The organism is Streptomyces sp. NPDC048106 (genome assembly GCF_040706415.1).
GTDB lineage: Bacteria > Actinomycetota > Actinomycetes > Streptomycetales > Streptomycetaceae > Streptomyces.
The window spans coordinates 36,445-49,611 of sequence record NZ_JBEZND010000001.1 but is presented as its reverse complement, the minus strand read 5'-3'; the positions used below and the strand labels follow the sequence as shown (position 1 = coordinate 49,611).

General features: G+C 74.5%; 10 protein-coding genes. 7 read left to right on the top strand and 3 right to left on the bottom strand.

Features of this window, described 5'->3' with window-relative positions:
• The first annotated feature begins 36 nt into the window (after positions 1–36).
• Together AB0927_RS00190 and AB0927_RS00185 are read left to right on the top strand one after the other, a co-directional pair.
• Positions 37–2,238 carry a CDP-glycerol glycerophosphotransferase family protein gene (locus AB0927_RS00190; protein ID WP_366665182.1) on the top strand — a complete coding sequence of 734 codons (2,202 nt, stop codon included), beginning with the start codon at positions 37–39 and terminating at the stop codon, positions 2,236–2,238.
• A gap of 2 nt (positions 2,239–2,240) precedes the next feature.
• Positions 2,241–4,448 (top strand): CDP-glycerol glycerophosphotransferase family protein, encoded by a 2,208-nt coding sequence (locus AB0927_RS00185; protein WP_366665181.1) that lies wholly within the window; start codon positions 2,241–2,243, stop codon positions 4,446–4,448.
• Between the two features lie 101 nt (positions 4,449–4,549).
• Here AB0927_RS00185 and AB0927_RS00180 read toward each other — a convergent pair whose 3' ends face one another.
• Positions 4,550–4,963 carry an organic hydroperoxide resistance protein gene (locus tag AB0927_RS00180; protein WP_366665180.1) on the bottom strand — a complete coding sequence of 138 codons (414 nt, stop codon included), beginning with the start codon at positions 4,961–4,963 and terminating at the stop codon, positions 4,550–4,552.
• Positions 4,964–5,086: 123 nt separating this feature from the next.
• Between AB0927_RS00180 and AB0927_RS00175 the strand changes: the two genes are divergently transcribed.
• Positions 5,087–5,569: a MarR family transcriptional regulator gene (locus AB0927_RS00175; protein WP_366665179.1), complete on the top strand. Its 483-nt coding sequence runs from the start codon at positions 5,087–5,089 to the stop codon at positions 5,567–5,569.
• Here the strand turns inward: AB0927_RS00175 and AB0927_RS00170 are convergent.
• Positions 5,517–7,247, bottom strand: coding sequence for a glycosyltransferase family 39 protein (locus AB0927_RS00170; protein WP_366665178.1), 1,731 nt, complete (start codon positions 7,245–7,247; stop codon positions 5,517–5,519). The two genes, AB0927_RS00175 and AB0927_RS00170, sit on opposite strands and share 53 nt — an antisense overlap.
• A gap of 150 nt (positions 7,248–7,397) precedes the next feature.
• Here AB0927_RS00170 and AB0927_RS00165 point away from each other — a divergent pair, with 150 nt between their 5' ends.
• The 4 genes from AB0927_RS00165 (at position 7,398) to AB0927_RS00150 (ending at position 12,510) form a co-directional block, all read left to right on the top strand.
• Positions 7,398–8,669, top strand: coding sequence for a glycosyltransferase 87 family protein (locus AB0927_RS00165; protein ID WP_366665177.1), 1,272 nt, complete (start codon positions 7,398–7,400; stop codon positions 8,667–8,669).
• Positions 8,670–8,713: 44 nt separating this feature from the next.
• Positions 8,714–10,402, top strand: a complete 1,689-nt coding sequence (locus AB0927_RS00160) for a glycosyltransferase family A protein (protein ID WP_366665518.1) — start codon at positions 8,714–8,716, stop codon at positions 10,400–10,402.
• Between the two features lie 98 nt (positions 10,403–10,500).
• On the top strand, positions 10,501–11,496 hold the full coding sequence (gene galE / locus AB0927_RS00155) for a UDP-glucose 4-epimerase GalE (RefSeq protein ID WP_366665176.1): 996 nt from the start codon (positions 10,501–10,503) through the stop codon (positions 11,494–11,496).
• A gap of 57 nt (positions 11,497–11,553) precedes the next feature.
• Positions 11,554–12,510 (top strand): ADP-ribosylglycohydrolase family protein, encoded by a 957-nt coding sequence (locus AB0927_RS00150; protein ID WP_366665175.1) that lies wholly within the window; start codon positions 11,554–11,556, stop codon positions 12,508–12,510.
• Here AB0927_RS00150 and AB0927_RS00145 read toward each other — a convergent pair.
• Complete coding sequence (locus AB0927_RS00145; RefSeq protein WP_366665174.1) at positions 12,497–13,135, bottom strand: TetR/AcrR family transcriptional regulator; 639 nt, start codon at positions 13,133–13,135, stop codon at positions 12,497–12,499. The genes AB0927_RS00150 and AB0927_RS00145 overlap by 14 nt on opposite strands.
• Between the last annotated feature and the right edge of the window lie 32 nt (positions 13,136–13,167).

Genomic DNA, 13,167 nt, shown 5'->3' with positions numbered 1-13,167 from the left:
CGCCCGCAGCCTTCGCATGACGACAGAAAGAGCAGTATGCCCCGCTTCAGCATTATCGTCCCTTCCCATGGGGTCGCCGGCCGGCTGTCCCAGGCGCTGGACTCGGTCCTCGGCCAGTCCCTCGGCGACCTGGAGCTGATCCCGGTCTGCGACGCGCCCGACGCCCCGGCCGCCGGGGTGGCCGCCGGGCACGCCGGGCAGGACCCCCGGGTGCGGCCGGTCCACTCACCGCCGTCCGAGGGGCTCGGCGGGGCGCGCAATGCCGGGCTGCGGGCGGCGACCGGCGCGTACGTGCTGTTCCTGGACGGCGACGACCTGCTGCTGCCGGGCGCGCTCGCGGCCGTGGACGCCCGGCTGACCGAGACCGCGGGGGTGGACGTCCTGTACGTGGAGCACGAGCGCGCCCCCTGGTGGGAGGGCGATCCCGCCAACCCGGTCGCGCCGCTGTTCGCCGGTGCCCCGGAGGGCGCCTTCACCCCCGCCGAGCTGCCGCGGCTGACCGGCGCCCTGCTCCCCGCGTGGAGCGCGGTGTACCGCCGCGCCTTCCTCGCCGAGCACGAACTCACCTTCCCCGAAGGACATTTCACCGACCTCGGCTGGGGCGGGCTGACCACGGTCGCCGCCCGGCGGATCGCCGTACTGCGCCGGGTCGTCGTGCGGCACCGGCTGCGCCGGCAGGGCAGCCGGCTGAACGCGCCCGGAGAGCGGCAGCACACCCTCCTCGACCAGGTGGAGCTGGTCCTCACGCGGGCCGCCGAGCGCGCCCTGCCCGCCGAGCGCACCGGTCCCCTCTTCGACCAGCTCTTCGCGCTGGTGCTGAAGACCGCCTCCCGGCCGGAGCGGCTGCCCCACGGCCACCGGGCGTTCTTCCGCCGCGCGGCCCGCCTGTACCGGCGGTTCAGTCCGGAGGGGCACCGGATGCCGCGCGGCAGCCTGGGTGTGCAGCACCGGCTGCTCGCGGTCGGCGCGTACGACGCCTTCCGCGCCCTGCGCGACGCGAACCGGCTCGCGAGCCGGGCCGCCCGGACGGTGCCGCGCCCGCGCGCGGTCCGCACCCGGCTGCGCTACCGGGCCGCCCTGCGCCGCCCGCTGGACCCCGGCCTCGCCGTGTACTGCGCCTACTGGGGCCGCGGCTACGCCTGCAACCCGGCCGCGATCCACGCCAAGGCCCGTGAACTCGCCCCGCACCTGCGCTCGGTCTTCCTGGTGGAGGCCGGGCAGGAGCACACCATGCCGAAGGACGTCGAGTACGCGGTGCTCGGCTCCCACCGCGCCTGGGAGGTGCTGGCCCGCGCCACGTACCTGGTCAACAACGCCAACTTCGCCGAGGGCGTGGTCAAGCGGCCGGGCAGCGTGCATCTCCAGACCCAGCACGGCACCCCGCTGAAGACGATGGGCGTGGACCAGTCGACGTACCCGGTGGTGGCCGCGCGCTCCGGCAGCTTCACCCGGCTGCTCGGCCGGGTCGACCGCTGGGACTTCAACCTCTCCTCCAACCGGCACTCCACCCGGATGTGGGAGCGCGCCTTCCCCGGCTCCTGGGAGGCACTGGAGTACGGCTATCCGCGCAACGACGTCTACTACACGGCGACCGCCGCCGACGTGGCCCGCGTCCGGCGGGAACTGGGCGTCCCCGAGGGCCGGTTCGCCGTGCTCTACGCGCCCACCCACCGCGACCACCACTCCGGCTTCGAACCCGGCCTGGACCTGGACGCGTTCTGCGCGGCGGCCGGCGAGGACGTCGTCGTCCTGCTGCGCGCCCACTACTTCTACGACCAGGGCCGCGCCCGGCACTCGGAACAGGTCATCGACGTCACCGCGCACCGCTGCGCCGAGGACGTGTGCCTGGCCGCGGACGCGCTGATCACCGACTACTCCTCCATCATGTTCGACTACGCCAACCTGGACCGGCCGATCGTGATCTACGCCGAGGACTGGGACGTCTACCGGCGGACGCGGGGCGTCTACTTCGACCTCATGGCCGAGCCGCCCGGACCGGTCGCCCGCACCCCCGAGGAGTTGGCCGCCGTCTTCCGCGACGGGGCGTACGCGGGCGCGGAGTCGACGGCGCTGCGGGCCGGGTTCCGGCGGCGGTTCTGCGAGTTCGACGACGGCCGGGCCGCCGAGCGCGTCGTGCGGCGGGTGCTGCTCGGCGAGGCGGCGCACGCGCTCCCGCCGGTGCTGCCGCTCGGTGAACGCGTCCCCGCCCCCGCCGCCGTGACCCCCGTGAGGAGCTGACCGTGCCCCGCTTCAGTGTGATCGTGCCCTGCTACCGGGTGCAGGCGTACCTCTCCGAGTGCCTGGACTCGGTGCTGGCGCAGTCGTACCGGGACCTGGAGGTGATCGCCGTGGACGACCGCTCGCCGGACGACTGCGGCGCGATCCTGGACGAGTACGCCGCCCGCGACCCCCGGGTGAAGGTGCTCCACCTGCCGGAGAACGTGGGGCTCGGGCGGGCCCGCAACGCCGGGCTGCCGCACGCCACCGGGGACTACCTCCTCTTCCTGGACAGCGACGACACCTTGACCCCGGGCGCGCTCGGGGCCATCGCCGACCGGCTGGCGGAGAGCGGCGACCCGGACGTGCTGGTGTTCGACTACGCGCGCACCTACTGGTGGGGCGGCACCCGGCGCAACGCGCTCGCGGAGGTGCTGGCCGAGGCCGGTCCCGACGCCTTCACGGCGGCCGGGTACCCGCGGATCCTTGACCTGCTGATGGTGGTGTGGAACAAGGTCTACCGGCGGGAGTTCACCGAGGCGGAGGGCTTCGCGTTCCCGCCCGGCTACTACGAGGACACCCCCTGGACCTTCCCGGTCATGCTCAGCGCCCGGCGGATCGCCGCGCTGGACCGGATCTGCCTGAACTACCGCCAGCGCAGGCAGGGCAACATCCTGTCCACCACCAGCCGCAAGCACTTCGACGTCCACGACCAGTACGAGCGGGTCTTCGCGTTCCTGGACGAGCGGCCCGCGCTCGACTCCTGGCGGCCGTACCTGCACCGCAAGATGGGCGAGCACTGCCTGGACATCCTCGCCAAGCCGGACCGGCTGCCGCCCGCCGACAAGGCCGAGTTCTTCCGCCGTACGGCCGACCTGTTCCGCCGTCTCAAGCCCGCGGACGCCCGGGTGGACGGCGAGGTCGCCGTGCTGGAGGGCGGCTGGGCCGCCTACCGGCTGCGGCGGCAGGCGGGGCGGGCCGCACGGGGGGCGGCCCGGCGGGCGGGCTCGGTCCGCCGCGCGGCGGCCGCGCGGACCCGCGCCGGCTGGGCGTCCCTGCACGCCCGCCGCCCGCTGGACCCCGAGCTGGTGGTGTACTCGGCCTCCGCGCATCGGGGCCTGCTGGGCGACCCGGCCGCCGTCTACCGCGCGGCCCGCCGGATCGCGCCGCAGCTGCGCGGGGTGTGGGTCGTACGGGACGCGGAGACGGCGGCGGGGCTGCCGCCGGACGTGGAGCACGTGATCGCGGGCACCCGGCGCTGCGCGGAGGTCATGGCGCGGGCCTCGTTCCTGGTCAACGACGTCAACTGGACCGGTGTCCCGGCCAAGCGTCCCGGCAGCGTGCACATCCACACTCATCAGGGCACCCCGCTGAAGTACCTCGGCGCGGACCTGCTGGACAAGCCGGGCGCCCGGCTCGGCGTCGACGTGCCGCAGCTACTGCGCCAGGCCGACCGCTGGGACCACAGCCTGGTCGCGAGCCGCCACTCCGAGCTGGTGTACGAGCGGGCCTACCCCTGCCACTTCGCCTCGGCGCGCACCGGCAGCCCGCGCAACGACGTGCTGGTCACCGGCGGCACCGGCGACTTCCGCCGGCGGCACGGCATCCCCGACGACCACACGGTGGTGCTGTACGCGCCGACCCGCCGGGACTACCGCAGGGGCGGGCACGTGGACCGGCTCGACGTGGCCCGGTTCGCGGCCGGTCTCGGTGAGGGGCACACCCTCGTGGTCCGGCTGCATCCCGCGCTGGCGAGCGGCCCGGCGCGCGGCCTGGGCCTGACGGAACTGGCCCGGCGCGGTGTCGTGGTCGACGCGACGGACGAGCCCGACCTGCCGGACGTGCTGCTGGCGGCGGACGCGCTGGTCACCGACTACTCGTCCGTGATGTTCGACTACGCCAACCTGGACCGGCCGATCGTGATCCACGCCGACGACTGGGAGGTGCACCGGCGGACGCGGGGCGTCTACTTCGACCTCCTGGCCGAGCCGCCGGGCCATGTCGCCCTCTCCCAGGGGGAGTTGGCTCTGCTGTTCGCCTCGGGCCGCTGGCGGGACGAGGAGTCGGCGCGGCTGCGGTCCGTCTTCCGGTCCCGTTACTGCGAGTTCGAGGACGGGCGGGCGGCCGAACGGGTCGTCCGGACACTGCTGCTCGGCGAGCCGATGCCGGGTGCCGGGATCCGGCTGCCGGGTCAGGCGGCGACGGGGCGGGACGCGCTGACGCGGGCGTGAGGGACGGACCGGCCGGCGCGGTCGTCACACCGCGCGGCCGGTCCGTTCGTCTGTCCGTTCGTCTGTCCGTTCGTCCGGCCTGTCCGTCCGGTCCGCCGGGCCTACTCGACGACGAGGTCGACGTCGATGTTGCCGCGGGTGGCGTTGGAGTAGGGGCAGACCTGGTGGGCGGCCTCGACCAGCCTGCGGCCGGTCTCGCGGTCCACGGTGTCGGGCAGCTCGACGCGCAGGGTGACCTTCAGGCCGAAGCCCTCGCCCTGCTTGCCGATGCCGACCTCGGCGGTGACGGCGGCGTCGGTGACGTCCACCTTCTCCCGGCGGCCGACGAGTCCGAGGGCGCCGCCGAAACAGGCGGCGTACCCGGCGGCGAAGAGCTGCTCGGGGTTGGTGCCCTTGCCGTCGCCGCCCAGCTCCACCGGCGGGGCCAGCTTGACGTCGACCTTGCCGTCGGAGGAGACGGCACGGCCCTCACGGCCGTGGGTGGCGGTGGCGACGGCGGTGTAAAGCGCGTCCATGACGAACCATCCCTCTCGATATGTCCTGTGCCGGGTCGCTCAGCGCTTCCCTGACACCACAAGTAGAGCACACAATTAAGTTGTGCACAATCAAATGCCGGGCGAAGAGCTACCCTGGGACCCATGACCGCTTCCCCCGCCGAGACCGAGGCGGACTGGCTCCGCCTGGACAACCAGATCTGCTTCTCGCTGCACGCCGCGTCCCGCGCCTTCAACGGCGTCTACCGCGTGGTCCTCAGGGACCTCGGCCTCACCTACCCGCAGTACCTGGTGATGCTGGTGCTGTGGGAGCAGGGCGAGCTGCCGGTCAAGAAGCTCGGCGAACAGCTGCGGCTCGACTCCGGCACGCTGTCCCCGCTGGTCAAGCGACTGGAGGCGGCGGGCCTCGTCCGCCGGGAGCGCAGCGTCGAGGACGAGCGCTCGGTGCGGGTCCTGCTCACCGAGGAGGGCGCGGCCCTGCGCGAGCGGGCGCTGGAGGTGCCCCGCCGCATCATGCGCTCCACCGGCTTCGACGCCACCGAGATCGCCGATCTGCGCGCCCGCCTCGACCGCCTCACCAGCGCGCTGGACGCGGCGGCGACGGAGGCCGCGTCCCCGCGGGACTGAGGGTCCGCACATAGAGCCGTACGACGGCCCGCCCGCGCACGGCCTCGCCGCGCACGGTGAACTCCTGCCGGAGCAGGGCGAGTTTGGCCCGCTCGACGGGGCTGCGCGGCGTCCACCGCCCCGCCAGCACGGCCCGGTCGGCGACGACCCACACCCGCCGGAGCCCGGCCGCCCTGCGCCGCACCTCCGCCCCGGGGACCTCCGTCCCGTACAGGGTCCCCGACACGTCCCCGGCGCGCGCCAGCGCGAGATCCCGCGTCCCGCGGAACGCCCCCGGGTACGCCAGCTCGGTGTTCCGGGTGTACGCCGGCAGGTACAGCACGGCGTCCCCCTTCCGCACCCCGTGGGCCGCCGCCCGCGCGATCGCCGCCAGGTCGTCGGGACGCCGGGCGGGGTCGCGGTCCTGCCGCAGCAGGGGGAACTGCTGGAGGGGGACGAGGGCGATCGCGAGGAGGCCGAGAAGGGTGGCGGGGAGGGAGCGGGGGAAGGCGCCGGGGAAGGGGCCGAGGCGGGTGACGGACAGGGTGCCTGGGCGGATGACGGACAGGGTGCCGGGATGGGTGGCAGCGAGGGAGGGGGCGCGCGGTGGGGTGCGGCGGTCCGGTGGGCCGCCGGTGGCACGTGGCGGGGTGCGGCGGTCCGGCCGGCCGCCGGTGGCGCGTGGCGGGGTGCGGCGGTCCGGCCGACCGCCGGTGACCAGCCGCCGCACCGTCCCCGCCACCCACTCCGCCCCGCCGGCCACCAGCAGCGGCGCCCCGGCCAGCGCGTAGAGCACGTACCGGTCGACGTACAGCGGCGACGAAGAGCGCGACACCACCATCAGCACCGCCGGCGGCACCACCACCAGCGCCCCCGCCACTCCCGCGAGCGTGACCCTCCCGGCCTCCCCCCTCCCCCCGGCCGCCCCCGCCAGCAGCCCCGCCAACGCCAGCCCCAGACTCACCCAGTACACCCCGTCGGACACCCCGAAGAACTGCCGCGCCAGCCCCTCCACCGTCTCCCCCGTCGGTCTGCGCAACCACGCCACCTGTGCAGCCTGCGCCCGGGACACCACCGCCATCGGCACCAGACAGACCACGACCGCCCCCGCCGCGCACCCCCACCCCCGCCACACCCGCCCCCGCACCCGGGCCAGCGCCAGGGCCACCGCGTGGGCCGACACCACCAGCACCGCGAACTCGTGCAGCCAGCACGTGACCCCGAGGACAAGGCCGTACCCCCACCACCCGCCCTTCTCCACCCCCCGCGCGAGCAACAGCGTCGCCCCCGTCACCCCCGCCGCCACCAGCGCGTAGGAGCGCCCCTCCTGCGCGTAGTGACCGGCCATCGGATTCACGGCGTAGAGCAGCCCCGCCCACAGCCCCACCCGCGGCCGCGCCAGCCGCGCGCCCAGCTCGGCCACCAGGCCCGCCGTCACCACCGCCCCGGCCACCGACGGCAACCGCAGCATCACCTCGTCGGCGCGGACGGCGAGCACGGCGTGCATGAGGACGTAGTAGAGCCCGTGCACCGCGTCCACCTCCCCCAGGAGCCGCCAGATCTGCGGCACCGAGCGCCGCGCGACCTGGAACGTGACCGCCTCGTCGCGCCACATCCCGCCCCGGTCCACCCCCCACAGCCCGAGCGCGAGCGTCACCAGCGCGGGCACGCCCACCACGACCCCGCGCCGCCCGCGCATCGCGGGCGGCTTCCGGGACGGCGCTTGCACAGCTTCCCCAGGGAGCCCGACGTTCACCACGGCCCGATCTTTTGCGATTAGCCAATGTTTGGGGGTGATTGCGGCGTATCGGCGCCGATACTCCATCCACCCGGCTTAGGCTCCAACGCGATGAACGGTCTCCGTGTCACCTCCCGCCCGGTCCTCGGGCTCACCACCGGCTGGCTCGCCACCCGGGCACTGATGCTGTGGCTGCTCGCGCACGACAGTTCGCCGCTGCTCAGCGGCGGTTCGGTGGCGCGCGAGGTGGGGCGGCTGTACTTCCACTGGTACGGCGTGCTCGAACAGGGGTCGTACCCGGTGCACGACACGCTGTGGCAGTACCCGCCGGGCGCGGGCGCGGTGCTGCTGGCGCCGGGGCTGGTGCCCGGACTGACGTACGTCCAGGCGTTCGTGACGCTCACGCTGGTCGCGGACGCGCTGATCGAGGCGGCGCTGGTGCGCGCGGGGCGCCGGCCGGGGCGGAGCCTGCGCGGCGCGGCCCTGTGGACGGGCGGGCTGCCGCTGCTGCTGCACCTGCCGCTCGCGCGCTACGACGTCCAGGTCACCGCCCTCGCCGTCCTCTCCCTGCTCGCACTGGCGCGTTCCCCGCGCGCGGGTGGTGCGCTGGGGGCGCTCGGCGCGCTGGTGAAGGGCTGGCCCGCGCTGGTGCTGCTGGGCACGCCCCGGGGCGCGGCGACCCGGAGCGCGTGGACCTGGGCGGCGGGCGCCGGGGCGGTCGTCCTGGGGCTGCTCTCCGTCGCGTTCCGGCATCCGCTGTCCTTCCTGGCGGAACAGGGCGGGCGCGGGGTGCAGATCGAGTCGCTGGGCGGCACGGCGCTCAACCTCGCCCGGCACGCGGGCTGGTCGGGCCGGCCTCGTTACCAGTACGGCGCCATCGAGCTGGTCGGCCCGTACGTGCCCGCCGTCGCCGCCGCGTCCCTCGCGCTGACGGCGGGCGCGTTCGGGCTGCTGGTGCTGTGGCGGGTGCGGGCGCGGCACTGGACCGAGGCGACCCCGTACGACGCGGCGCTGTGCGCGGTGCTGCTGTTCACGGTGACCAGCCGGGTGATCAGCCCCCAGTACATGGTCTGGCTGCTGGGGCTCGCCGCCGTCTGCCTGACCTCGCGGCACACCGGCCAACGCCCGGTGGCGGCACTGGTCCTGGCGGCGTCGGCGCTGAGCACGGTGGTGTATCCGCTGTGCTACGGCCTGGTGATCGAGGGCAGTTGGGCCGGCTGCCTGCTGATGCTCGGGCGCAACGGGACACTGGCGGCCGCGGCGGCGCTTTCCTTCGTCAGGCTGTGGCAAACCACCGGGGCCCTGCCGGTAAAGGGTAGGCAAAGGGCACAACCTTGCCCAGATTCTGACCGTCTCCCAAACCGAGCGCTAAGCCTCTCTTAATGGAGCATTACCAAATATTTCTACGCTCCCGGCCTGTGGACCCTATGCCTCCCGACTCACCCGAACAGTCCGAGAACACACAGAGCGCACAGCACCCTCAGAGCGACCAGAGCAACCAGAGCAACCAGAACACCCGGAACGCCCCGACCACCCGGAACGCCGTCTGTGTCGTCGTGATCGGCTACAACGACCGGGCCCATGTGGCCGACGCGGTGCGTTCGGCGCTCGCGCAAGGTCCCTCGGTCGCGGAGGTCGTCGCGGTGGACGACCGGTCCACGGACGGCAGCGCCGAGTTGCTCGACCGGATGGCCGCGGCCGACGCCCGGTTGCGGGTGGTCCGACGGGACGTCAACAGCGGTGGCTGCGGCGGTCCGCGCAACAGCGGGATCGACGCGGCGACGGCGCCGTACGTGATGTTCCTGGACAGCGACGACGTGCTGCCCCCGGGCGCGGTGGACGCCCTGCTGGCGGCCTCGCGGGAGGCGGACGCCGAGGTGGCGAGCGGGCTGTGCGTGCGCCGGGAGCTCCCCTCGGGGCGTGAACAGCCCTGGCAGGAGCCCCTCTACACGGCGCACTCCGTCCTCGCGCGCCCCTCCCGGCGCCCGGAGCTGGTCCACGACACGCTGTGCGTCAACAAGCTGTACCGCACGGCCTTCCTGCGCGAACACGGCATCCGCTTCCCCGAAGGCCGCTTCCTCTACGAGGACTTCGTCTTCACCGCCCGGGTACTGGCCGCGGGCCCGCGCATCGCGCTGGTGCCGGACCGCGTGTACGTCTGGCACGTGCGCCGCGCCGCCGAGCGGCTGTCGCTCTCCCTGGACCGGGGGCACATCGACAACTGGCAGGCGCGCACGCGGGCGTGCGCGCAGGCGTACGACATTCTGCTGGCCGCCGGGCAGAAGGAGCTGGCGCGGGCGGCGCGGGCCAAGTTCCTGGACCACGACGTGCGCATGTACGCACGCGAACTGGGGCTGCGCGACGCGGAGTACCGGCGCGCGTGGTGGACGCACACCCGAAACCACCTCGCGCGCTACGACGCCGCCGACTGGGAGGCGGACCCGGCCACGCCAGGCCGGCTGCTGGGCCGGCTGCTGCTGGAGTCCCCGGAGCCGCGCGACCTGCCCCGGCTGCGGGACCTGGCCGCGCGTCCGGGCCGCCTGCTCCCGCCGTACGCCCGTACCCCGGACGGCACCCCGGTCTGGTCCGAGGACCTCCCCCAGCTGTCCCTCGCCCCCCTCCTGACCAGCCCCGTCGAGGCGCTCCCGCTCGCGCTGGACGCCGAACTGCGCCCGCGCGCGGGGGCGACCACCCTCACGCTGCGGCTGCACGAGCTGTACGGCAGGGTGGCCGAGGCCAGGCCGCGCGAGCTGGAGGTGCGCTGGCGCTCCCGGAACGACGAGCGGACCCGGGGCCGCGCGACGGCCGCCCTCACCGGCACCGGGCCGGGCCTCTGGTCCGCCGGGCTGCCCGTCGACCTCGGCTCGCTCGGCGCGGGCGTCTGGGACCTGCGGCTGACCGTGCGCTTCGCGGACGGCGCGGAACGCGAGGTCACGGCGGCCGCCCGCGCGGGCGCCGGGCGGCTGCGCCGCCGCGCCGTGCCCAGCGTCCGGCACGGCGTGCTGCTGGTCCAGCCGTACGCGACGCACTCCGGCGCGCTGGCCCTGCGGCTGGAGACGGGTGCCCTCGGACTCGCCCGGATACTGCGGGGCCGCCTGCGGCGGCTGCTTCACTGAGACGGCGGCCCGTCCGCCCTGTCCGCTCTGTCTCCTCTGTTTACTCGTACCGTGTCGGGAACTACTGGGTCTGGAACCAGACCGGGAAGAGAATCATCGTGTCTGTCCTCATCGCCGGTGGAGCGGGTTACATCGGAAGCACCGTCGCGTCGGCCTGCCTGGACGCGGGCATCACCCCGGTGATCCTCGACAGCCTGGTACGCGGCCGCGCCGAGTTCACCGAGGGGCGGATCTTCTACCAGGGCGACATCGCGGACGGCGCCCTGGTCGACCGGATCTTCTCCGAGCACCCGGACATCTCCGCCGTGGTGCACTGCGCGGCGCTGATCGTGGTGCCGGAGTCCGTGGCGGATCCGATCGGCTACTACGAGGCGAACGTCACCAAGAGCCTGGCCTTCGTCGGCCACCTGCACCGCAACGGCTGCGACCGCCTCATCTTCAGCAGTTCCGCCTCCATCTACCGGGCCGAGGACGGCTCCCCCGTCACCGAGGACTCCCCACTGGCGCCGCAGAGCCCCTACGCGCGGACCAAGGCGGTGTGCGAGGGGATGTTCGCCGACATCGCCGCGGCCGGCAAGATGCGGGTGCTGTCCCTGCGGTACTTCAACCCGATCGGCGCCGACCCCCTGCTGCGCACCGGCCTCCAGCTCAAGCGGCCCAGCCACGCGCTGGGCATGCTGATCCAGGCCCACCAGGCGGGCACGCCGTTCCCGGTCACCGGCGTGAACTACCCGACCCGCGACGGCACGGGCATCCGTGACTACGTGCACGTCTGGGACCTCGCCGCGGCCCACATCGCGGCGATCGAGCGTTTCGACGCCATCCTCACCGCGTCCCGGCCGTCGATCGCGATCAACCTGGGCACGGGCTCCGGCACCACCGTCCGGGAGCTGTGCGCGGCGTTCGACAACGTCGTGAGCACCCCCCTGACCACGGTCGACACCGACCCGCGCCCCGGCGACGTCGCCGGCGGCTACACCACGAGCGACCGTGCCGCGCGGCTGCTGGACTGGGCGCCGCGGCTGTCCCTGGAAGAGGGCATCCGCTCCGCACTGGACTGGATCCCGGTGCGCGACAAGATGCTCGGCGACTGAGCCCGCCGCGACCTCCCGGCCGCCCACGGACCCGCCCCGCCTCAGTACGCTGAGCCGGTGACCCCGGCTCCCTCACCCCTCGAACGGGCCATCGGCGCCGTCGTCGGTTCCGCTGTCGGCGACGCCCTGGGCGCGCCCTTCGAGTTCGGACCCGAGGGCGCCTTCTCGGACCGCTTCCCGACCCCCGGCGACGAGATGTGCGGCGGTGGCGGCTGGGATCCCGGGGAGGCCACGGACGACACGCAGACGGCGGTCCTCGTCGCGGAGTCGCTCCTGGAGCGCGGCGGGCTCGACCTCCCCGACGTCTTCCGGCGCCTGAGGCGCTGGGCCGCGGCCGAGCCGAAGGACATCGGGTTGCAGACGGAGGCGGTGCTGACCGGCGGACACCCCTGGGACACCGCCGCCGCCCTGCACTTCCGGACCAGTCAGCGGGCCGCCGGAAACGGCGCGCTGATGCGGGCCGCACCCTCCGCCGTGTACTTCGCGCGCCACGGCCGGACCGCCACCCTCGACGCCGCCCGCCGCCTCTCCGCCCTGACCCACGGCGACCCCGCCGCCGGCGAGGGCACGGCCGTGCTGCACGAGCTGGTCCGGGTCGCGCTGACCGGTGCGGACCCGCTGGAGGCCGTACCGGAGACGCTGGCCGCCCTGCGTCCCGAGCACCGGGAGCGGTTCGCGGTAGTACTCGCGCCCACCTGGCACCCGGACGACGCCACCGAGTTCAACGGCGCGGTCTGGCCCTGTCTCGGCTCCGCCGTCTGGGCCCTGCGCACGACGGCCTCATACGAGGCGGCCGTCCGCGCGGCCGTCGATCTGGGCGGTGACACGGACACGGTGGCGGCGGTCACCGGTGCGCTGGCGGGGGCCGTCCACGGGATCGGCGCCGTGCCGGAGCGCTGGACGCGCGTCCTGCGCGTACCGCTCCCCGGCTTCGGCGATCGGGTCCTGCGGGCACCGGAGCTGACCGGCCTCGCCCGCCGGCTCGCCGGCGACCCCGCCGTCACAACGCCTTGAGCGCCCCCGCCGTGGCCCGGGCCAGCTTCTCCAGGTAGCCCTTGGGGAGCTTCGGGGAGCGGATGACCACCGCGCGCCAGTACAGCGGGCCGGAGATGAGGTCGAGGGCGAGGTCGAGGTCGAGGCCGGGGCCGAGCTCACCGCGGGCCGCGGCCGCCTCGACGATCTTGCTGGCCACACCCTCCTGACCGTCGCGCAGGGCCTTCTGGAAGGCCTCGGCGATGTCCGGGTTGCGGGCCGCCTCGGCCTGGAGGTCGGGGATGACCTGGGAGGCGACGGGGTGGCGCAGGGCGCGGGAGGTCACCTCGTAGAGGAGCCGGAGGTCGCCCTCCAGGGAACCGGTGTCCGGCGCCGGCAGGCCCAGGACCGCCATCGCGGAGACGACGTCGAGCACCAGGTGCAGCTTCGAACGCCAGCGCCGGTACACCGCCGTCTTGCCGACCCCCGCCCGCCGCGCGATCCCCTCGATGCTCATGCGCGCGTAGCCGACCGCCGCCAGCTCCTCGAAGACGGCCGCCCGGATGGCCTCGGTCACGTCCTGGCGCAGCACCGCGGCCCCGGCGGGGGTACGGCGGCGCGCACGCGTCGGCGGTTCGTCGGCGGGCCCGGCGGCGTTGGTGGTCATGGAACCCAGCATAGGGCGTTACGACGAAACGG

Coding starts and splice junctions, on each gene's coding strand:
- AB0927_RS00165 (WP_366665177.1), top strand. CDS start 7,398: ATGAACGGTCTCCGTGTCACCTCCCGCCCGGTCCTCGGGCTCACCACC.
- AB0927_RS00170 (WP_366665178.1), bottom strand. CDS start 7,247: ATGCGCGGGCGGCGCGGGGTCGTGGTGGGCGTGCCCGCGCTGGTGACG.
- AB0927_RS00175 (WP_366665179.1), top strand. CDS start 5,087: ATGACCGCTTCCCCCGCCGAGACCGAGGCGGACTGGCTCCGCCTGGAC.
- AB0927_RS00160 (WP_366665518.1), top strand. CDS start 8,714: ATGCCTCCCGACTCACCCGAACAGTCCGAGAACACACAGAGCGCACAG.
- AB0927_RS00180 (WP_366665180.1), bottom strand. CDS start 4,963: ATGGACGCGCTTTACACCGCCGTCGCCACCGCCACCCACGGCCGTGAG.
- AB0927_RS00145 (WP_366665174.1), bottom strand. CDS start 13,135: ATGACCACCAACGCCGCCGGGCCCGCCGACGAACCGCCGACGCGTGCG.
- AB0927_RS00190 (WP_366665182.1), top strand. CDS start 37: ATGCCCCGCTTCAGCATTATCGTCCCTTCCCATGGGGTCGCCGGCCGG.